Source organism: Polaromonas jejuensis NBRC 106434 (genome assembly GCF_001598235.1).
GTDB classification, from domain to species: Bacteria; Pseudomonadota; Gammaproteobacteria; order Burkholderiales; family Burkholderiaceae_C; genus Polaromonas; species Polaromonas jejuensis.
Genome location: NZ_BCYO01000028.1, coordinates 1 through 20,361 on the forward strand (window position 1 = coordinate 1; position 20,361 = coordinate 20,361).

General features: G+C 63.6%; 17 protein-coding genes and 1 pseudogene. 5 read left to right on the forward strand and 13 right to left on the reverse strand.

Annotated elements, in window-relative coordinates; translation table 11 throughout:
- The coding region (locus tag PJE01S_RS20610) for an ATP-binding cassette domain-containing protein (protein WP_157090420.1) at positions 1-311 on the forward strand (311 nt) is incomplete at its 5' end.
- A gap of 212 nt (positions 312-523) precedes the next feature.
- Here PJE01S_RS20610 and PJE01S_RS20615 read toward each other — a convergent pair.
- The 4 genes from PJE01S_RS20615 to PJE01S_RS20630 form a co-directional block, all read right to left on the reverse strand.
- Positions 524-736, reverse strand: a complete 213-nt coding sequence (locus PJE01S_RS20615; RefSeq protein WP_068835535.1) for a DUF3820 family protein — start codon at positions 734-736, stop codon at positions 524-526.
- A 1-nt stretch (position 737) separates the two neighbouring features.
- On the reverse strand, positions 738-1,100 hold the full coding sequence (locus PJE01S_RS20620) for a translation initiation factor Sui1 (protein WP_068835567.1): 363 nt from the start codon (positions 1,098-1,100) through the stop codon (positions 738-740).
- An 84-nt stretch (positions 1,101-1,184) separates the two neighbouring features.
- Positions 1,185-1,826 (reverse strand): FHA domain-containing protein, encoded by a 642-nt coding sequence (locus PJE01S_RS20625; RefSeq protein ID WP_068835536.1) that lies wholly within the window; start codon positions 1,824-1,826, stop codon positions 1,185-1,187.
- 133 nt (positions 1,827-1,959) lie between these two features.
- On the reverse strand, positions 1,960-3,159 hold the full coding sequence (locus PJE01S_RS20630; RefSeq protein WP_068835537.1) for an aminotransferase-like domain-containing protein: 1,200 nt from the start codon (positions 3,157-3,159) through the stop codon (positions 1,960-1,962).
- 14 nt (positions 3,160-3,173) lie between these two features.
- Here PJE01S_RS20630 and nth point away from each other — a divergent pair, with 14 nt between their 5' ends.
- Positions 3,174-3,812, forward strand: a complete 639-nt coding sequence (gene nth, locus PJE01S_RS20635) for an endonuclease III (protein WP_068835538.1) — start codon at positions 3,174-3,176, stop codon at positions 3,810-3,812.
- A 229-nt stretch (positions 3,813-4,041) separates the two neighbouring features.
- Here the strand turns inward: nth and PJE01S_RS26335 are convergent.
- From PJE01S_RS26335 to PJE01S_RS20665, 7 genes and pseudogenes are all read right to left on the reverse strand, one after another.
- Positions 4,042-4,272 (reverse strand): annotated as a pseudogene (locus PJE01S_RS26335) (class I SAM-dependent methyltransferase); the annotation flags it as partial.
- Between the two features lie 162 nt (positions 4,273-4,434).
- The gene (locus PJE01S_RS20640; protein WP_068835539.1) at positions 4,435-4,872 is read right to left on the reverse strand and encodes a universal stress protein; all 438 of its coding nucleotides are present in this window, start codon (positions 4,870-4,872) and stop codon (positions 4,435-4,437) included.
- Positions 4,873-5,046: 174 nt separating this feature from the next.
- Complete coding sequence (locus PJE01S_RS20645; protein ID WP_084389668.1) at positions 5,047-6,171, reverse strand: ABC transporter substrate-binding protein; 1,125 nt, start codon at positions 6,169-6,171, stop codon at positions 5,047-5,049.
- A 97-nt stretch (positions 6,172-6,268) separates the two neighbouring features.
- On the reverse strand, positions 6,269-7,045 hold the full coding sequence (locus PJE01S_RS20650; RefSeq protein WP_068835541.1) for an enoyl-CoA hydratase/isomerase family protein: 777 nt from the start codon (positions 7,043-7,045) through the stop codon (positions 6,269-6,271).
- The gene (locus tag PJE01S_RS20655) at positions 7,042-8,241 is read right to left on the reverse strand and encodes a CaiB/BaiF CoA transferase family protein (protein WP_068835542.1); all 1,200 of its coding nucleotides are present in this window, start codon (positions 8,239-8,241) and stop codon (positions 7,042-7,044) included. The genes PJE01S_RS20650 and PJE01S_RS20655 overlap by 4 nt, the downstream gene beginning before the upstream one ends.
- Positions 8,242-8,368: 127 nt before the next feature.
- Positions 8,369-9,346 (reverse strand): Bug family tripartite tricarboxylate transporter substrate binding protein, encoded by a 978-nt coding sequence (locus PJE01S_RS20660; protein ID WP_068835543.1) that lies wholly within the window; start codon positions 9,344-9,346, stop codon positions 8,369-8,371.
- A 90-nt stretch (positions 9,347-9,436) separates the two neighbouring features.
- Complete coding sequence (locus tag PJE01S_RS20665; protein WP_068835544.1) at positions 9,437-10,657, reverse strand: pyridoxal-phosphate-dependent aminotransferase family protein; 1,221 nt, start codon at positions 10,655-10,657, stop codon at positions 9,437-9,439.
- A 128-nt stretch (positions 10,658-10,785) separates the two neighbouring features.
- Here PJE01S_RS20665 and PJE01S_RS20670 point away from each other — a divergent pair, with 128 nt between their 5' ends.
- The 3 genes from PJE01S_RS20670 (at position 10,786) to PJE01S_RS20680 (ending at position 15,303) form a co-directional block, all read left to right on the forward strand.
- Positions 10,786-11,481 carry a GntR family transcriptional regulator gene (locus PJE01S_RS20670; protein ID WP_068835545.1) on the forward strand — a complete coding sequence of 232 codons (696 nt, stop codon included), beginning with the start codon at positions 10,786-10,788 and terminating at the stop codon, positions 11,479-11,481.
- A 42-nt stretch (positions 11,482-11,523) separates the two neighbouring features.
- The gene (locus PJE01S_RS20675; RefSeq protein ID WP_157090421.1) at positions 11,524-14,619 is read left to right on the forward strand and encodes an FAD-binding and (Fe-S)-binding domain-containing protein; all 3,096 of its coding nucleotides are present in this window, start codon (positions 11,524-11,526) and stop codon (positions 14,617-14,619) included.
- 243 nt (positions 14,620-14,862) lie between these two features.
- Positions 14,863-15,303, forward strand: coding sequence for a universal stress protein (locus PJE01S_RS20680; RefSeq protein WP_068835546.1), 441 nt, complete (start codon positions 14,863-14,865; stop codon positions 15,301-15,303).
- A 171-nt stretch (positions 15,304-15,474) separates the two neighbouring features.
- Here the strand turns inward: PJE01S_RS20680 and PJE01S_RS20685 are convergent, their stop codons facing one another.
- Together PJE01S_RS20685 and PJE01S_RS20690 are read right to left on the reverse strand one after the other, a co-directional pair.
- Entirely contained in the window at positions 15,475-17,934 is a 2,460-nt protein-coding gene (locus tag PJE01S_RS20685) for a cytochrome-c peroxidase (RefSeq protein ID WP_068835547.1), read from the reverse strand.
- 48 nt (positions 17,935-17,982) lie between these two features.
- The gene (locus PJE01S_RS20690) at positions 17,983-20,352 is read right to left on the reverse strand and encodes a hypothetical protein (protein WP_068835548.1); all 2,370 of its coding nucleotides are present in this window, start codon (positions 20,350-20,352) and stop codon (positions 17,983-17,985) included.
- Positions 20,353-20,361 lie beyond the last annotated feature (9 nt).

Below are 20,361 nucleotides of genomic sequence, written 5' to 3' on the forward strand. Positions count from 1 at the left end.
CCGGCGGGCAGCAGCAGCGCGTGGCGATTGCCCGGGCGCTGGCGATGCAGCCGCGCATCATGCTGTTTGACGAGCCGACCTCGGCGCTGGACCCGGAGATGGTCGGCGAGGTGCTGAATGTCATGCAGGCGCTGGCCGAGGAAGGCATGACCATGGTGGTGGTGACCCACGAGATGGGCTTTGCGCGCCAGGTCGCCGACCGCGTGCTGTTCATCGACGAGGGCCTGGTGGTCGAGGAAGGCTCGCCCGCCGACATCTTTGACCGGCCCCGGGAGGAGCGCACGCGCAGGTTCCTGAGCAAGGTGCTGTAACTCGGCCATGGGCACAAGCCGCCCGGGCCGTGCATTCACGGTTTCGGGCGCGCGGCCTGCTTCCTGGCGCCAAGTCCCGGCGCTGGTCTTCAGCCCTTATTTGAAATAAAAATGGCTGCAGCCCAGTCAGGATGGGCGCAACCAGCTATCGTTAGCATAGCAACCGCGTTGCCGCCAGCGACGCAGCCCCCACAAAATCAGACGTGCAAGGACTAGCGCTTGCGCAGCGGCTCCAGCAGCGACGTCAGGCCGTTGTGATCGATCTCGTGCATCAGCGCCAGCAGGCGGCCGATCTCGCCCTTGGGAAAACCTTCGCGGGCAAACCAGTTCAGGTAGTTGCCGGGCAAGTCGGCAATGGGCCGCCCCTTGTATTTGCCGTAAGGCATTTCGCGGGTCAGCAAGAGCTGCAGGTCTTCCGGGTTCAATTTATCCTCCGGCCCGTTTCACGGCATAGCCCTGCTGGCCCAGCAGCTGCATCACCCGCTCGCAATGATCGCCCTGGACCTCCATCACGCCGTCTTTTGCCGTACCGCCGGAGCCGCATGCCGTCCTGAGCTGCTTGCCCAACCGGGCCAGCGCCGCCTCGTCAAGCGCCAGCCCGCGCACCACGGTCACGGTCTTGCCGCCGCGGCCCTTGGTTTCCCTGGAGACGCGCGCCGGGCCATCCGCTTTGGGAGGGGCCTTGAGCAATTTGCAGATGCAGTCGGCCACAGGCTTGCGGCAGCCGGGGCACATCCTTCCGGCCTCGGTGGAATACACCAGGCCGCCGCTTGCAGAATTTCGTTTCATCATGGTTTGGAGGAGATGGTCAGGCGCATCATGACGTATGCCCTGAACCCCATCTGGAAAAACAGCAAATCCGCAGGCCAGCGCTCACCGGCCCTTGAGAAAAAACTTCATCTCGGTGCCCGCCAGATTGAGTACATCGTGGTGGGCCAGGAGGACCGCCTCCGCCCCAAGACGCTGGCCATTGAGCGTGGGCGAGGTGCTGCCATCCATGTGGGCCACATAGTAGCCATCGCGCCTGTGCGAGATGGACACGACGGCCACACCCGGCTGGCCAAAAGTCGTCACCGCCTTGACCAGCGGCACCTCCAGCCCGGCAGAGCTCCCCGACAGCATCTGCAGCCTGGCCTGCAGCGCGCCGCTGGTACCCGGCAAGCCCAGCGCATCCAGCGACATCAGATTCGTCGGCTCACGGGTGTCCGGCTGCTCATCCGTGGATGACGCGAGAAACTGGATCCCGAAATTCCCGATGGTGATGATGTCCTTGTCCTGCAGCAGGTAGCGGGACTTGATCATGTGGCCGTTGATATAAGTACCGTTGGTACTGCCAAGGTCTTCGATGGTCACATCCGCCAGACCGCGAAGTTCAAACACGCAGTGCTCGCCGCTGACGAGCATGCTGTCAAACACAATGTCGTTGTAAGGCCTGCGGCCTAGCGTCGTCCTGTCCTTGAGCGGATAAACATGTTTGGCTTCAGCGCCTTCGACCGATGCAATGAGTTGCGGCATAAAGCCTCCGGGAGATATCGCCACAGCCGCCCCATCCGGTGGCGGGCCGTGGTGAAAATTCAATTTTAATGATTGGCCGCGCTGGCAGTCCGGCAAGTCGCCCCGGTCATCGGCCCGGGCGGATTGGGCGCCATCAGCTGTTCAATGCCTGGCCGAGACGCGCTATCCCTTCTTCAATCTTTGCCACGTCCGCCGTGGCAAAGCTCAAACGCAGCGTCGCCAGATCCGGGTTTTCGGCATAAAACGGTGCGCCGGGCACAAAGGCCACGCCTTTTTCGATCGCGCGCCTGGCCAATTCGCCGGCGTCCTTGATGCCGCCCTTCGCGCCCGTCAGGCGCACCCAGAAGAACAGGCCGCCGCGAGGGCGCTCAAAGGCAACCGCATCCCCCAGTTCGCGCTTGAGCGCATCGCCCATCGCCTTGGCGCGCTCGGCATACACCTGGCGCACATGGACCAAGGTAGAGGGCATGCGGCCGCATTTGAGGTATTGCGAGGCGGTGGCCTGGGCAAAGGTGCTGGTGTGGGCGTCGCTGAACTGCTTGCACATGACGGCATTGGCCAGCAGCGCAGGCTGGGCGATCAGCCAGCCTATGCGCAGGCCGGGTGACAGCACCTTGCTGAGCGTGCCGCAATGCGCCAGCAGGTCGCGACTGCCGGGCACGGTGTCTGTCAGGGCCAGCAACGAGGGGGGCGGTGGCGCGTCGAAGTAGAGGTCACCGTAGGGATCATCCTCCACGATCAGCGTGTCGTACTTGACGGCCAGCTCCAGCACTTTTTTGCGGCGCTCCAGGCTCAGCATGGCGCCGCTGGGGTTGCCAAAGGTGGGAATGAGGTAGACGAACTTCGGTTTGTGCTGGGCGATCAGCGTCTCCAGCTCGTCGGTTTTGACGCCGTGGGCATCGATGGGCGCGCTGATGAGTTCCGCCCCATAGAGCCGGAAGCACTGTATGGTGGCCAGAAAGGTCGGTCCTTCCACAATCACCTTGTCGCCGGGCGAGATCATGGTTTTTCCGATCAGATCGAGCGCCTGCTGGCTGCCGGTGGTCACGATCAGTTCATGCGGCGCCACCGTGGACCCCTTGGTCGCCATGAAGGTGCTGAGCTGGTCGCGCAGCGGCTGGTAGCCTTCGGTGGCGCCATACTGCAAGGCCGGACCGGGCTCTTCGTTGAGCACATTTCCGCTGGCTTCCTTGAGGCCTTCCACATCAAACATGGCGGGATCGGGGAAGCCGCCGGCAAAGCTGATGATGCCGGGCTTGCCCAGCAGCTTGAAGAGTTCGCGAATGGCGGAGGTTTCGACCTTGTTGAGTCGCTCGGCGAATTGGAGTGGCATGGGAGAATCGATCCATGAAGAAGGAATACATCGAGCCGTTCTTTGCCACTTTGAGGGCGGCCAATCCACAGCCCGTTACTGAATTAGAGTATACGAGCGTGTTTGAGCTGCTGACGGCCGTGCTGCTTTCGGCTCAGGCCACGGACGTGGGCGTGAACAAGGCCACGCGCCGGCTCTTCCCGGTGGCCAATACGCCGCAAGCCATCCTGGAGCTGGGACTGGAAGGCCTGGAGGGCTACATCAAGACCATAGGGCTGTACCGCACCAAAGCCAAAAACCTGCTGGCCACCTGCCGGATACTGGTCGAACAGCACGGCGGACAGGTGCCGCGCACCCGTGAAGCGCTCGAAGCCCTGCCCGGCGTGGGCCGCAAAACCGCCAACGTGGTGCTCAACTCCGCATTTGGCGAGGCCACCATGGCGGTCGACACGCACATCTTCCGCGTGAGCAACCGTACCGGGCTGGCGCCCGGAAAAAACCCGCAGCAGGTCGAGATGGGCCTGCTCAAACGGATTCCTGCAGACTACCTGGTGGATGCCCATCACTGGCTGATACTGCACGGGCGCTATGTGTGCATTGCACGCAAGCCGCTGTGCTGGCAGTGCGGTGTGGAGCGATTCTGCGACTTCCAGCCCAAGACCCCGCCGCCCTGAGCCGGCTCACCCGTGGGCGGGCTCCAGCGCTGGAGCCCGGCATGGGCGTTTGCCACGCACGCCGCTGACGATGTAGATCGCCCCCCAGGCAGCGGGTTTGCACGTCAAGACGCCCCAGCAGCGCGGCAAGCTTGTCCCAGGGGCTGGCCCATTGGAGTCCCGCGGCAACCACACGCGCCACGGTTTTGAGATGCGCGAGGACATTGGCGATGGCCTCGGGCGAGCGCAGGATGTCATGGGTGAAATGAAACAGTGCCGCATCGGCCTTGACCTCAATTGCAGCCGTCTGCACCTGCGCGCACAGCAGGGTCACGTTGGTCCATGCCTGTTGCCCAACCCGGCGCTGCGCCAGCTGCAGCATCTCGGGACACTGCTCGATGCCGACGATCCGTCCCGCCGGGCCGATATCCTCTTGCAGGCGCGCAAAGCTCAGGCCTGTACCGCAACCTGCGTCCAGCACCGTGTCGCCGCGGCGCAGCGCCAGCCGCGAAATGGCTTCCTGGCGAATGGGCTCGAACAGGACCAGCTCAAGGTCGTAAAAGCTGGCACGACCGCGGTGTTACGCCAGCGCGGCCTCAGGGTCCGGCCCTGCACCAGGCCACATCGCTGCAGCTTTCGTCAATCAATGGATGATGACCACCAGCACGCTGCAGGGCGCGTGCTCGATCAGGGCACCCGAGATGGAACCGCGCCACCAGCGCGCCGCCCAGCTGTCCAGATGCTTGTGGCCGACCACGATCAGATTGGCGTCGATCTGCTTGGCGTAGCGGGTGATTTCATCGACGGTTTCACCGACCATCACTTCACCGCTGGCCTTGTGCCCGGACCGCGAGAGCCGGCGCAGTCCGTCGTCCAGCACGGCCTGGTACTTTTTCTTCTCGCTTTCCTCGACCTCGCGACTATAGACGCCACCTTCCAGACCGACCAGGCTCATCGACAAAGGCATGACGGCGACCAGGAACAGCTCGGACTGGCTCCACTGCGCGAGGTCCTGGCAGTCCAGCAAGGCTTTCTGCCCGGAATCGGAACCGTCGTAAGCCAGCAAAATGCGCTTGTACATAAGTTACCTCCTGACTGAAAGTCACGCGGCTCTGGCCGCACCTCCAGCATAGACCTAATCAAGCCGCATGGGAATAAGCTCGACAACAGCGGCTCGGCCGGCCGCGGTGGCACCCTGGTGTGGAGCCCCTCGAAGACACCGCCAGCGCCTGAGCGCCTCCCTGAGAGAAGCCGCCTAGCGGGCGAAAGAACCGTCGGCGCGAATCATGGTCAGGTTGACGAAACGCGATCCAAGATTGCTCTGCTTGCTGTAGGTCAGGGCAAACCCGCCAAGGTCTTCGCTGGTGAACGACTCCAGCGTGCTGATGATCTTGGCGCGCGTCACCGGCCCGGATATCTTCTGCAGGGCACGGGCCACCAGTTTGGCGTTCAGAAAACCCTCCATGCTGTTGTAGCTGAACTTTTTGTCGCTGGTCGCCGAGATCATTGTCTGGTACTCGCGCACCACGGCGTTGCCCAGCTCGGTAAACGGATAAGGCACCACCTGAATCGCGATCACACCGGCGGCCGGCTCCTTGAGTTCTGCATACAGGCCCGAGGACACGCTCAATACGAAAAACTGCGGGTTGACCCCTTTCAGGCGAAGGCCCTTGATAAACGCCGCATTGGGCTTGGCCTGGCCAATCAGCACCACGGCCTGCGGCTGCGCCGCGGCGATCACATCGACGGCCTTGGCCACGTCCACCGTGCCGCGCGGCACCGGTGCCACGGCAACAGGCGCCGCGCCCCGCTTCTGCATGGAGGCATTCAGCGCCTCCAGGCCCTCCTTGCCGAAGGCGTCGTCCTGGTAAAGCACTGCGATCTTCTTGATGCCAATGGTCCACGCATGGTTGACGGCCGCCTCGATCTCGTCGGTCGTGCTGGCGCGCACATGGAACAGGTTGGGCACATACGGGTCGCGCAATGATTTGGCGCCGCTGGTGTTGCCGATCTGGGCAATGCCGGCGGCCTGGACGATGGGCACGATCTTCAGCATGTTGGCCGTGCCGCGGAAACCCACCAGCGCAAGGGCGTTGTGCGTTTCTATCAGCGCCTTGGTGTTCTCGGCGGTCTTGTCGGGGTTGAAGCCATCATCCAGGCTGACGAGCTTGATCTTCTCGCCGCGGATGCCGCCTTTCCTGTTGATGTCGTCGAAGTACGCGTTCATGCCGCGAACATAGTCGGTGGTCAGGGCCGCGGAGGTCCCCGACAAATCCCCGGAGTGCCCGAGGACGATATCTGCCAGCGCGCCGGAACTGGCGAGGCACAACACCAGCGCTGCCAGCAAGCGGCCCGCCTTTGGAAAATTAACGGTATTCATGAATGTCTCCCCCGCTAGGTATCAAACTTGTTATAAAAATCACCGGCAGCTTCACGAGCCGCCGCGGATAAACCTCACCCTGGCCTGACCCGATGCGCTATACGCCCTTCCATGCCGGGCTTCTTTTGGCGACAAATGCCTGCACACCCTCACGAAAGTCGTCGCTGCCGTAGCAAAGGCGTATCAGGTCTTCGTCTGGCGGCAAGCTCCTGCTGACCAGGCGACGCAAGCCCTCCTTGCTGACGCGTTGGGTCACCGGCGCGAGCGCGGCCAGGCGTTCGCAGAGGCTGGCCCCTAGCGCGTCCATCTCGCCGGGCTCGCAGAGCTGCAGCAAAAAGCCGCACGCCAACGCCTCGTCGGCGCCGATGATGTCGGCCAGCATCAGCATGCGTTTGACCCGGGGAACACCCCACACCGCGCCCAACCGTGCCAGATTGGCCACCGACAGGCAGTTGCCCAGCGTTTTGGCAATGGGCACGCCAAAGCGCGAGCCCCGCGTGGCAATGCGAAAATCGCAGGCCGTGGCAATCGCCAGTCCGCCGCCTATGGTCCAGCCCTCGATCACGGCCACGGTGGGCATGGGCAGCGATTCGAGCTTGTGGATGCACTGGTCGATCTGCCGCTCATAGGCGACGCCATCGTCGCCGCTTTGAAACGCCGTGAACTGCTCGATGTCGGTGCCGGCCACAAACGCCTGGCCGCCGGCTCCACGAAACGTGACGAGCCGCACCGAGGCATCGGTCCGCAGCTGGTCGCAGATATCCCCCAGCCCTTGGTACATGGCCCAGGTCATGGCGTTGCGCGCCTGCGGGCGGTCGAACAGCACCGAGGCGATGCCGTCCTGGACGGTCAGATGAACCGTGCCTGCGCTCATGCTGTAAACGCCCCCTGCGCTTCAAGCTTGGCGCGTTCGTCGGCGCCAATGCCCAGCTCGGCCAGCAGTTCGCCGGTGTGCTCGCCCAGCAGCGGCGGGTGGCGCCGCACCTGCTGCGGTGTGCCCGAGAGCTTGACCGCAAAGCCGATGTTGGGCACCTTGCCTTCGATCGGGTGATCAATCTCCATGCGCATGGCCCGTGCCTTGCCGTGCTCGCTCTCGAAGGCCTCCGGGTAGGTGAGGATGGGCCCGGCCGGAATGCCGGCCGCCAGCAGCGTGTCCACCCAGTAGGCCTTGGGATGCTGGTGGAAGCTGCGCTCCAGCTCCTCGACCAGTGCCGGCCGGTTGGCCAGCCGCAGCGATATGGTGAGAAAGCGCGGGTCCTCGGCCAGCCCCGGCCGGTCTATCAGCCCGCACAGCTTGAGCCAAAGCTTCTGGTTGTTGGCGCCCATCACGAAATAGCCATCGGCACAGGCCATGGCCTGGTAAGGCGCGGTCATCTTGTTGGCCGTGCCCAGCGGCTCGGGCGGCTTGCCCGTGCCCCAGTAGTCGCAGATGTCCCAGACCGAGAAGGCCATCGCCGAGTCGAACAGCGAGGCGTCGATGTACTGGCCCTGGCCGGTGGCCTTGGCGCCAATATAGGCCGCCAGTGTGCCGTAGACCGCGAACAGGGCGCAGCCGATGTCGGCCACCGGCACACCGGCCTTGACCGGCAGGCCGTCCGGGTAGCCGGTCACGCTCATCACGCCCGACATGGCCTGGGCCATCAGGTCGAAGCCGGGCCGGTCGGCCCAGGGGCCGGTCTGGCCGAAGCCCGAAATACTGGTGTAGACCAGCCGCGGGTTGAGCTCCTTGAGCACCTCGTAGCCCAGGCCCAGGCGCTTCATCGCGCCGGGGCGGTAGTTCTCGATCAGGATGTCCGCGTCCTTCACCATGCGCAGCAGCAGCTCGCGCCCGGCCCCGGATTTCAGGTTCAGCGCGATGCTGCGCTTGTTGCGGTTCATGTTGAGAAAGCCCATGGAGTCGGGCCCCTTCATCTTGAAACCCATGGCACCGCGCGTCTGGTCGCCGCCGCCCGGCGGCTCGACCTTGATCACATCGGCGCCCAGGTCGGCCAGCAGCATGCAGGCGTAGGGCCCGGCCATGACCTGGCTGACGTCCAGCACCCGCACACCCTCCAACGGAAGACGCGTCATTTCATCTGCTCCAGCATGGCTCGCGTGACTTTGCCAGCGGCCACCGCGGAACCGGCTCCGCCGGGCCGCTGGTGGCGCCCCCTGGAGGGGGAGGCGGCCGCAGGCCGCTTCGGGGGGGATTTGTCCATCATGCGTCTGCCTTCACACCGGCGTCTTTCACCACCTTGGCCCATTTTTTCGCTTCAACCTTGATGAAGTCACCGAACTTCTCGGAGGAACCTCCGCCATCCTCGGCGCCGTACTGCTCGAACTTTTCCGCGACGTCGGGCATCAGCAGCACCTTGTTGATGTCCTCGTTCATGCGCCTGGCCATCGCCTTGGGCAGCTGGCCGGGACCGACCAGGCCGTACCAGGTGGTGGCCTCGAAGCCCGGGAAGCCCGACTCGGCCATGGTCGGCACGTTGGGGTGGCCCTTGGCGCGCTTCTGGCGCGTCTGCGCCACCGCAATCGCCTTGCCGCTTTTCACATGCGGCGTGGCCGCGGTCATGGTGTCAAAGCTGTAGTTGATCTGCCCGCCTATCAGGTCGGTCAGCATGGGGCCGGACCCCTTGTAAGGCACGTGAATGGCATCGACCTTGGCCGCCAGCTTGAACATCTCCAGCGCCAGATGCTGGGCCGAGCCGTTGCCGGCGGAGCCGAAGCTGATCCGGCCCGGGTTCTTTTTGCAGAGTTCGACCAGGTCCTTGACGGTGCGTGCGGACTGCTGCTCGTTGCAGATCAGCAGATTCGGCGTGACGCCCACCAGCACGATCGGCGAAAAATCACGCTCCACGTTGTAGTTCACGTGTGACATCAGCGCCGGCGCGATGGCGTGGCTGTTGATGTGCGCCATCAGCAGCGTGTTGCCATCGCCGGGCTGCCTGGCCGCATACTCGGCGGCGATCATGCCGGCGGCACCGGCCTTGTTTTCCACCAGCACCGGGATGTTCCACATGACCCCCAGCTTTTGCGCGATGACCCGTGCCAGGATGTCCGTGCCGCCGCCCGGCGCGAAGCCGACGATGATGCGGATAGGCCCGCCCGGAAGGGTCTGGGCCCTGAGCATGGGCGCCGCCAGTGTGGCGGCCGTGGCCGTCGTCGCGCGGATGAAAGTCCTGCGTTGCATGGTTTTGTCTCCTTAGGTGAAAAATCGGCCGGTAGCCCGCACTCTTTTGGCGCAGTTTGCTATTTAATTGATAGCAAGTCGAATCCCGCGTCAGGCCGCCTTGCGTTGCGGCACGGCGGCCGCATGGCTGGAAAAATGGTCCATGGCGGCTTGCACGCCCGAGCCGGCGAGCTTGACGCCGGCGAGTTTCAGGCCCATTTCGCAACCGGCCAGGGCCGCCATCAACGTCAGGTCGTTGCAGTCGCCCAGGTGGCCAATGCGGAACATCCGGCCCTTGACCTTGCCCAGACCCGTGCCCAGCGAGCAGTCGAAGCGCTCGTAAATGACCTTGCGCACCGCATCGGCGTCCACGCCTTCCGGCATCATCACGCCGGTGAGAACGGGCGAATACACGGCCGGATCGGCACACTGGATCTGCAAGCCCCAGGCTTTGACCGCCGCCCGCACGCCATGGCCCCAGCGCTGGTGGCGCGCAAACACGGCCTCCAGCCCATGCTCGAGCAGCATGTCGCAGGCCTCGCTGAGCGCATACAGCAAGTTGGTGTTGGGCGTGGACGGCCAGTAGCCGGTCTTGTTCATCTCGATGATCTCGTCCCAGGCCCAGAAGGCCTTGGGCAGCGTGGCTTTCCTGCTGGCTTCCAGGGCCTTGGCCGACACCGCGTTGAAGCTGATGCCGGGCGGCAGCATCAGGCCTTTTTGCGAGCCGCTGATGCTCACGTCCACGCCCCACTCGTCGTGGCGGTAGTCGGCCGATGCCAGGCCGGAAATGGTGTCCACCAGGAGCAGCGCCGGGTGTTTGGCCGCATCGATGGCCTTGCGCACCGCCGCGATGTTGCTGGTCACGCCGGTGGAGGTTTCGTTGTGCACCACGCAGACCGCCTTGATGCTGTGCTGCGCATCGGCCTTCAGGCGCTCTTCGATCAGGCTGGCCTGCACGCCGTGGCGCCAGATGTCGGCGCCGGGATGGGAAAGCACTTCGGTTTTCAGGCCCAGCCGCGCGGCGAGTTTTTGCCACAGCGAGGCAAAGTGGCCGGTTTCGTACATCAGCACATGGTCGCCCGGGCTCATGGTGTTGGCCAGCGCCGCCTCCCAGGCCCCCGTGCCGGAGGCCGGATAGATGAGGACGGGCTGCCGGGTCTGGAAGATTTTCCGGATGTCGGCCAGCACCTTCAGGCCCAGCGCCGCAAACTCGGGGCCGCGGTGGTCAATGGTGGGCAGGCTCATGGCCCGAAGAATGCGATCCGGCACCGGCGAAGGACCGGGAATCTGCAAAAAGTGGCGGCCGGTGGGGTGAAAGTCAAGCGTCAGCATGTCTGGCGTGCTCCTGGGTTAATTTCGCCATTTTTTGCATACAAAATTCATTTGTCAACGAAATACAGCGTTAACTAGGGTTAACGATGGATTTGACAGTCATACTTTTTGCATACAAAATTTAAGCTATGTCAGCAGAAGTCATCACTATCCCGCGCGCCGCCCTGCACGAACAGGTGGCCCACCACCTGCGCCAGATGCTGGTCGAAAACCGCATTCCGCCCGGCGCCAAGCTCAATGAACGCGAGCTCAGCGAGGTGCTCAATGTCTCGCGCACGCCACTTCGCGAAGCCATCAAAATGCTCGCCGCCGAAGGGCTGGTCGAGCTGCTGCCCAACCGCGGCGCCATTGCGGTGGAGCTGACCGAGGCCGATGTGCTGAACACCTTCGAGGTCATGGCCGGGCTGGAAGCACAATCCGGCGAGCTGGCGGCGCAGCGCATCACCGACGCGGAACTGGTCGAAATCAAGGCCATGCACTTTGAAATGCTGGCGGCCTACACCCGCCGTGACCTGCCGACCTACTACCGGCTGAACGCGGCGATACACAGCGCCATCAATGCGGCCGCCAAAAACCCCGTACTCATCGCCACCTACAACCAGGTCAACGCACGCTTGCAGGCCTTGCGCTTTCGCTCCAACCAGGACGAGGAAAAATGGAAGGACGCCGTCAATGAGCATGAGCAGATGGTGGCCGCGCTGAGTGCCCGCGACCCCGCCGCCATGCGCGCTGTCATGTCCACGCACCTGGCCCACAAGCTCGATACGGTGGTGCAGCAACTGCGCGCAGCAGGTGCGGCAAGCCGCGCGTCCGCCAAGGCCTGAGTTTCATCGCCCGCCCCGGCAACCCGACATCAAGACCCACCAATGAATGCCCCTCTCCCCCTGAAAATCAGCCAGGACGCCGCAGCCCAGGCCTACGACGACGTGGCGCGCGTCAGCAACGAGGTCGCCGGCCGGCTGGCCGCACGGCTGGCGGCAGAAACCCGGGGCGAGGTGCTGTTTTCAGGCGCCGACAAGGGCCGTTACGCCACCGATGCGTCCATCTACCAGGCCATGCCGGTCGGGGTGTTTGTGCCGCGCACCGCGGACGATGTCAAAACCGCGCTGGATATTTGCCGCGATCTGCAGGTGCCCATCGTTCCGCGCGGCGGCGGCACCAGCCAGTGCGGCCAGACGGTGGGCGCGGGCCTGGTCATCGACCACGCCAAGCATGTGCGCAACATCCTGAATGTGGATGCCGAAGCGCGCACCGCCGAGGTCGAACCCGGCATCGTGCTCGACCACCTGAACGCCGCGCTGAAACCCCACGGCCTCTGGTACCCGGTGGATGTCTCCACCAGCGCGCAGGCCACGCTGGGCGGCATGGCCGGCAACAACTCCTGCGGCAGTCGCAGCATCGCCTACGGCAACATGGTGCACAACGTGCTGGGCGCCACCGCCTGGCGCTCCGACGGCAGCCTGCTGACGCTGGGCCGCTACGACAGCGCCAGCGGTGCCGCACGTGAATTGGGCGACTACGTGAAGGCGCTGTCTGACCAGCTCAGGCCCGAGATGGAAGCGCACTGGCCCAAGGTATTGCGGCGCGTGGCGGGCTACAACCTGGACATCTTCAACAACCAGAACGAAAGGCCTTACACGACTGACGGCTCGGTCAACCTGGCCCACCTGCTGATCGGCAGCGAAGGCACGCTGGCATTGACCCAATCGCTGAAGCTGCGCCTCTCGGAACTGCCGCGCACCAAGGTCTTGGGCGTGGTGAACTTCCCGACCTTTTACAAGGCGATGGATTCGGCCCAGCATATCGTCAAGCTCGGCGACGGCACGCTGACAGCAGTCGAACTGGTCGACCGCACGATGATCGAGCTCTCGCTGCAAAACCCGGCCTTTGCGCCCACGGTGCGTACCGCGCTGATCGGCCAGCCCGACGCCATCCTGCTGGTGGAGTTTTCAGGCAACTCCAAGGCCGAACTCACGCCCAAGATCAAACAGCTGGTGGAGCTGATGGGCGAGCTGGGCCTGCCCGGCTCGGTGGTGGAGATGATTGACGACGCGCCGCAGAAAAATCTCTGGGAAGTGCGCAAGGCGGGCCTGAACATCATGATGAGCCTCAAGGGCGACGGCAAGCCGGTGAGCTTTATTGAAGACTGCGCCGTGCCGCTGCAGCACCTGGCCGAGTACACCGATGCGCTCACGCAGGTGTTCCGCAAATACGGCAGCAAGGGCACCTGGTATGCCCACGCGTCCGTGGGCACGCTGCATGTGCGGCCCATACTCGACATGCGGCGTGATGGTGCTTCCAAAATGCGCGCCATCGCCGAAGAAGCCTCCGCCCTGGTGCGCCACTACAAGGGCGCCTACAGCGGCGAGCACGGCGACGGCCTGTGCCGCGGCGAATGGGTTCAGTGGCAGTTTGGGCCCATGATCAACGAGGCGTTTTCGCAGATCAAGACCTACCTCGATCCGCTGAACCTGCTCAGTCCCAAGCGCATCGTCAATCCACCCAGGATGGACGACACCCGGCTGATGCGCTTTCCGCCCAGCTACAAGGTCATTCCTATCCAGACCGCGCTCGACTGGAGCGCGTGGAATGTGCAGAACGACCCGGTGACCGAGCAGACCAGCGCACCCGGCACCGGCGGCGATGCCGCCCAGGGCTTTGCCAAGGCCGTGGAGATGTGCAACAACAACGGCCACTGCAGAAAGTTCGACGCCGGCACCATGTGCCCCAGCTACCGCGTGACGCGCGATGAAAAGCATTTGACGCGCGGCCGCGCCAACACGCTGCGCCTGGCACTGAGCGGGCAGCTTGAAGGATTAAAGGCAGAAGACGCTTTCACCAGCGACGCGGTACAGGAGGCGATGGACCTGTGCGTCGGCTGCAAGGGATGCAAGCGCGACTGCCCCACCGGCGTGGACATGGCCAGGATGAAGGTCGAGTTTTTGCACCACTACAAGGCCAAGCATGGCTACACGCTGAAAGACAAGCTGGTGGCCCGCCTGCCCGACTACGCGCACTGGGCCAGCCGTCTGGCGCCGCTGCTGAATCTGCGCGACAAAATTCCGGGCCTGGCCGCCCTGAGCGAAAGGCTGACCGGCTTTTCTGCCAGGCGCACCTTGCCGCAGTGGAAGACCCAGACTTTCTTCAACTCGGCCCCCGGGAACAAGGCCTATGGGGCCAGCCGCGAAGAAGTCCTGGCCGCCAGCAAGCCCGTGGTGCTGTTTGTCGATACCTTCAACGGCTATTTCGAGTCCGACAACGCACATGCTGCATTAAAAGTGCTGCGGGCCGGCGGATACACGGTGCATATAGCTACCAAAACCATAGCGGATGGCAAGAGCCTGTGCTGTGGCCGCACCTATCTCGCCAGCGGCATGGTCGATGAAGCCAAGGCCAAGGCGCGCGAACTGGTGGACGCCCTGCTGCCCTTTGCCGAGCAAGGCATCGCCATCGTCGGCCTGGAGCCGTCCTGCCTCTTGACCCTGCGCGACGAGATGCTGGTGATGGGCCTGGATGGATTGAATCAGGCGGCGCAGACCATCAGCCGCCATGCCCTGCTGCTGGAAGAGTTTCTGGCGCGCGAGGCGGCGGCGGGCCAGCTCGAAGCGCTCAAGGCCAGGCTCCAGCCCGCCAGCCAAGCCATCCTGCTGCACGGTCACTGCCACCAGAAGGCCTTTGGCGCGGTCAGTCCCATCCTCGATGTGCTCAAGCTGATTCCGGGCGCCCGACCCGAGCTGATTGAATCGAGCTGCTGCGGCATGGCGGGCAGCTTTGGCTACGAAGCCAGCCACTACGAGGTGTCCATGCAGATGGCCGAGCTCAGCCTGCTGCCCGCCGTGCGCAGGCAGCCCCATGCCATCGTGGTGGCCGACGGCACCAGCTGCCGCCACCAGATCCGTGATGGCGCGCGGCGCGAAGCGATTCATGTGGCGGTACTGCTGGCGCGGCAGTTGCAGGGCTGAGGGACGCCGGGGCGGTCAGCACAGGCAGCGCCGCGCCCAAGCCAGGCCCTGCCCCCTATTCAAGGAGAAAATCTGGCTCTGGCCCAGACAGGACAAGCATCAGAAGCTATTCTTTTTATAGCTGGCAGCACACCTTGGCCGGCAGCGCCAGTCCGGCCCGCATGCCCGGGCTTGATGCCCATCTGGAAAAATGGCGCGCAGCGGCGCAGAATGATGCTTCACCCACCTTTGAGGCGAGACCCCATGTTCAAGCACATCCTGATCGCTACCGACGGCTCCCCGACGTCCGAACACGCTGCGCAGCTGGCGGTAAGCCTGGCGCGCATCCACGGGGCAAAACTGACTGTCGTTTATGTGGCGGACCCTTATCCCTTCCTGTCCATCGGCGAGTCCAACCCGCTGGGCTTTCAGTCCTACATGGCAGCGGCCCAGGGGCACGCCGCGCAGGCCCATGCCACGGTGGAAGCGCTGTGCAACCAGGATGGCCCGGCGGTGACCCTGCAGGCGCGCATGGTTGAAAACGTGACCGCATCGGCCGGCATTGTCCAGATGGCCAAAGACGAAGGCGCCGACCTCATCGTCGTGGGATCACATGGCCGCAGCGGCATCATCAGGCTCATGCTGGGCAGCGTGGCCAGCAAGGTGGTGGCGGAATCGCCGGTGCCGGTGCTGGTGGCGCGCTGAAGAAGAAGCGATAAATGCACTGATCGCCCTGCACCCACCGCGCAAGCTGTGGGTGCAGCCTGTCGTTGAAGATGGAAAAACCGGAAGGGGGCAGCGCCCCCTTCCGTCACTCCTCCCTACTTGATGCTCCCTCCCTGGAGCACACGCCATCAGCCCCACCTTCAAAGCGCCTCAGTGCTTCTTATTGATCTCTATGCTGCGGGGTTGATTGGCTTGAGCTCTACTGTCGTCATCGTCACGACCTTGCTGACCGTTCTGCGCAACAGGCCCAACCGGCCCTCCCACATCGTTTGTCATGCACGCCCCCTTGGGCAAACCCTTGGCGCCGACTGGCGGCACGACGATGACAGCGTCCACGGCCTTGACATCGTTCTTGCGGGCCACAACGGTCTGCTCATTGCCCACATGCCCGTTAAATACGCGCAATTCCGGGTGATCGAACGGTGCTTTCTCGCAGGCGACGCGGCGGTCCGTCAGCGCGTTGCGCAAGAAGGCCACCAGGTCAGCCTTTTCGGCAGCGGTCAAGCCCAAGGGGCGAATGGAGGGGTGCACATTGGCTGTGCCGCCATTGGTCGCGCTCGGATCGATAAAGCCCGTGGTGTCGTTGCCGTCAGGCCCGCGCCGGTCACCACCGCGGTTGTAGAACTCCACCACCTGCTCCAGCGTGAAGCGGCTGCCGTTGTGAAAGTACGGCTGCCTCAGTGCCACGTTGCGCAAGCTGGGGGTCTTGAACGCGCCGTCCACCGCCACACGCGTCATGTTGGGGTCGGGATGCGTCCAGCAGTCCATGGCATCGGTCTTGACGGCGAACATGCAGGGGTTGACCAGCACCGTGTCGGGAATCGAATTGCCGCGCAACCGGCTCAGGTATTGGCGCGAGAACGACAGCGAGTTGCCAAATGGATCCGTCGCACCGACCCCAAGGTCTTCCGCCGTCGGGCGGACGCCGATGTTGTAGAAAGCGCTGTCATACATGCCCAGCTGCCCCCCCTTGCCAACAAACATGTGCTCGACCAGATTGGTCTCACCCACATTGGGCTGCAAATTGGTGCCTGCAGAGGTGAACTCCGCCCCCCGGTGGCATTCCACGCAACTGGTCTTGCCGCTGCGGAACAGGGCCAGACCGCGCTTTTCCTGCACGGACAAGGCGTTCGGATCGGCGGGCGTTCCGGCCCAGCCGACAAACCTGTCAATCGGCGCATCGTCCGAGACCAGCGTCGATTCATACATCATGATGGCCAGGCCCCAGAACATCGAGAAATTGCTCTCCATTTGGGTGTAGCCGTCAAACTTGCCGGTCGCGCGCCACCAGTTCGGTTCAAACGCCTGCTGGATCATCTCTGAATAGGTCGCTTTCAGGCCATCGCGACGCCCGTCGCGATAGGGTGCCAGCACCGAGTCCTGGGGGTGAACGCCTTGCGTGGACAGCGCCCGCATCGGCAGCATTTTCCGGCCCAGCTGCTTGAAGGTCTTGTTCGCGCAAGTCATCTCGAAGTCGCTCAGCGCCGGACCTACCGCCTGCGAGGCCAGGCTGGCATTGCGCAGCGCCATAGACACCCAGGCCGTGGAACCATCTGGGAAGGCTTCGAGCACCTTGGCGCCGGTGTCGCGGTTGCCAAAAGGGTTGTTGCCGTTGAAGACGTTGTTGGCACGGCCATCCCAGAAGCTCCGGTAGTTGAACACAGCATTGATGATTGGTGGCGTCCGGCGTGGTGTCACCCGTCGTGTCAACAAGCCATGCACACTGAACTCATCAATGGGGCGGTTGGCACACTTTTCGTCGCCATTGGGTTGAAAGCCTAAAAAGTCACCGGAGAAGGTACCCTGTGATCCATACACATCATTCGTCTCAAAGACCACCGGAGAATTGCGATCCAGCGGGTCGAGCAGGCGAAGGAAGGGAAAGTCAGCAGGCTTGAGCGTGTAGTTGGGGCCGCCACCGCCGGTTGCGGTCTTGTTGAAGAGGTTGTCGCCGCCTCTTTGGCCTGGGTTCAACTGGTTTTTGAGGCGCGTGTCGGTACCCGCATGAAAGTGGCAGCTGGCGCAGGCCTGGCCGTCGCTGCCGACTTTCGCGTCCCAAAACAGCGCCTTGCCCAGCGCAATGACCGCAGTCTTGTCGCGCACAAAATTCTCCAGCCCCAGCACGGGTGGAATCGCCACGGTCTTGAGCGACAGCAGCGGTGGGATCAGATCAATGGAACCAATATGTGCGTCCACGGCCGGAATGGCCAGCTGGCCATTGACGGTGGCGTCGGGCGTCACGCCGACCAGCGGCACCACCAGATCGCCCGATGCGGATCTCATCGTCGCCCCAAAGGTCATGCCAGTTGGACCGCCGAGCACGGAGTCCAGCGAGATCGTGATGCTCTGCGGGCCCGCGACATCAAACAGCGCGCCAGGCAGCGTGGGGTTGCCCGGCAAGGCCAGCGTTGGGTCCAGGTTGAACAAAAAGTTGGCAGGCAGGTTGGCGCCTGTTGGCGGCAGAAAGTCTGGCGGGTCGACCAGTGCGTTAACGCCGGGCCGGCCCGGGCCTCGCGCGCCGACGGGTGCGTAAGTTATCACCGTGATGAGTGCCAGGGCGACGGCGCGCTGCCATGGCCGCACACGCGGCGGCAAATTTTGCGTGGTCATGATCTACTCCTTGATCTCGGCAATTTATGGCTTGCTTTGCTGGGTGGATCACAAGCACTGTTGTCGCAGGGTTGGCCTGGCGACCGGCACGCACGGCCGGGACGTGATGGTGTTGGTCGTCGCCGTGCCGCCAAGGCTGGAGCGCACCGAGATCGTGGTGGGTGGCACCAGCGTCGGTATGCCATTGCCGTTCTGGCCGGCCGGATCAATGATGAAGCCCGGGGCCAGCAGCTGCCAGCACTTTGCTGCGGTCGGGCAGACCGCCGGCGTGGCAGGCGAGTTGCCCACCTGCACCATTTCAGAGCTGATGGGCAGTGCAGAGCTACCCGGCACGGTAGGGGGCAGATTGGCATTCGACAAGGTCGCCACCATGAACATGCCTTTGGGTGCGGGAGAGGCCGAGGAAGTGACCACAAAGTTCACCTTGCCCTTGCCTGCGCGGTTGTCCCAAATCGCCGTGTTGATCGTCAACGTGTCCGGAGTGCCGACGACTGCCGGGAAGACCCGTGCGGCGCTGACGGCTTTTGCTGTCGGGCACAGCGTTGAGTGAAAGATCGGGTCGTCCATGGGCGGTGCCCAGGGCGCGGGATCCAGTTGCCCCACCACAGGAGAGGCAGTACCCGGCCCATCAAGCGGACCGGAGCCACAGAACAGGAAAGCCAGATCCTGGAAGTTATTGGGTATCAGCGGCGGGCCAAAGGTCAGGTTCTCACCGAAGATGAAGTTGAAGTTGGGCAACAGGTACTGCCCCGCAATCAAACCATTGGCCACCGGTGTTTGCGGTGCCCCGCCGTCCAGATGGCAGGGCGTGTTCTGGTTGCCACACATGGTTCGGCTGATGGCGCGGTAATTGCGCGTGGGCGGCAGGAAGGCACCGTTGTTGTTGACGGGTGTGCGGAAACGTCCGAGCAGCGCAGTCGACGTCGCGTTTTGCGTACCCAGCAGGCGCTCGGTGATGGCACCGGTCACAGGATGCTGGTCAAGCGCGTAGAGATCCACCAGAGTGGTGATGTCAGTGGTAAAGCCCACAAAATGCACCCGCCCGGTCACCTCCTGGTTCAGGCCGGCAACGGGGCGTCCATCCGTGCCTGCCAGCACCACCTCCACCTCTGTGTAAACCGGCGGCGTGTTGGGTTGGGTATACACACCAAGACTGGCCGTCATGGTGTGAGCCGAGAGGTAGGTCCCATTGGCGTCGGCCTTGAGCGTACCCAGGAAGACAACGTTGTCGCCAATCTCGAACGGCACCTGCTTGGTGGGGTCTGTGGGACACCCGGGGTCGGAGCCAGGGCAGGCCCCCACCACGCCGGCCGGTGCCGGGGTATTGGGCGGGTCCATCAAATACGTCATGCAATAGCCGGTGCTTTGCTGCGGAAATGCCGGAATGCCGGTGGCTGGCGCGTAGCTCTTGCAGTTGGGCGCCAATGGACGGTTGGACTGCGGGCATTCGGGATCCACCGCCCCGGCGACAAAGGGATTCACGCGCGGAACGCACATGGGGTAGCCGCTAAGAGCGTGGACGGTCGGGTTATCGGTATCAGGCGTAAAGCGCGGGTCAAAGCCGGCCTCTTCGACGCAATTGGGATTGCCTGCACACCCACCTATCGCTGCATGGCTCTTGCCGTATCGGCCTATGGTGTCGTTCAAGCGAACGCGTGTGACGCGTGGCGGTGTGGGGCTGGGGCAGGTCGTGATCACCGCGCCCGTTGCATCCTTAGCCGTTGGATCAACCGGCACACCGCCCACCTGCATTTCACCGGTAGCGTAATCGATGCAACTGATCACGCCCTGGCCTGCGTTCACCGACTGTTGCGAGATGAAGACCAGACCCGCGATATATTGGCCGCTGATGACGTTACCCACCACACGGATTTCATAGGACGGCAGCGATCCGTTGTAGCGGGTCGCCGGCGTCGGGGGCGTTCCGGGAAGCGGCATGGTGAGCAGGCCTGGCTGGGTAAGCGGCACGGTGGCGCCGCTGGCTGTGCCTATCAGATCCGTCAAGGCCAGGCCCGTTTGGCCGGTGGGCGTGATGTCTTCGGCCGTAAGGTGGCTTCCCGGTTTGAACAAGTCGGCCCAGGTCAACGTGAACGCGGGCATCTGCAAAATGGTGTTGCAGGGAATGGTGATCTTCTGGCCATTGAGCGTGACCGTGCCACCGGCCAAGCGGGGGTGAGTGGGAGCGCAGATGGTGTTGGTCGTGTCAAGAGTTGCCTCCTGGATGAAGCCGGTGATGTCGAACTGCGGTGGCGCGATGGGCACAGGCGCGATGGTTGGCGCAATAAACGGCAACGTGGTTTGAGCCAATGCTGGGCCCGCCCCCGTGATGACCATCTGAATGGCAAATAGTGCCGCCGCAGCGCGTCGCCCCATGCGGGCCGGCAGCAGGCAAAAATGACTCGTCACATCGTCGTTCATGCTGATCTC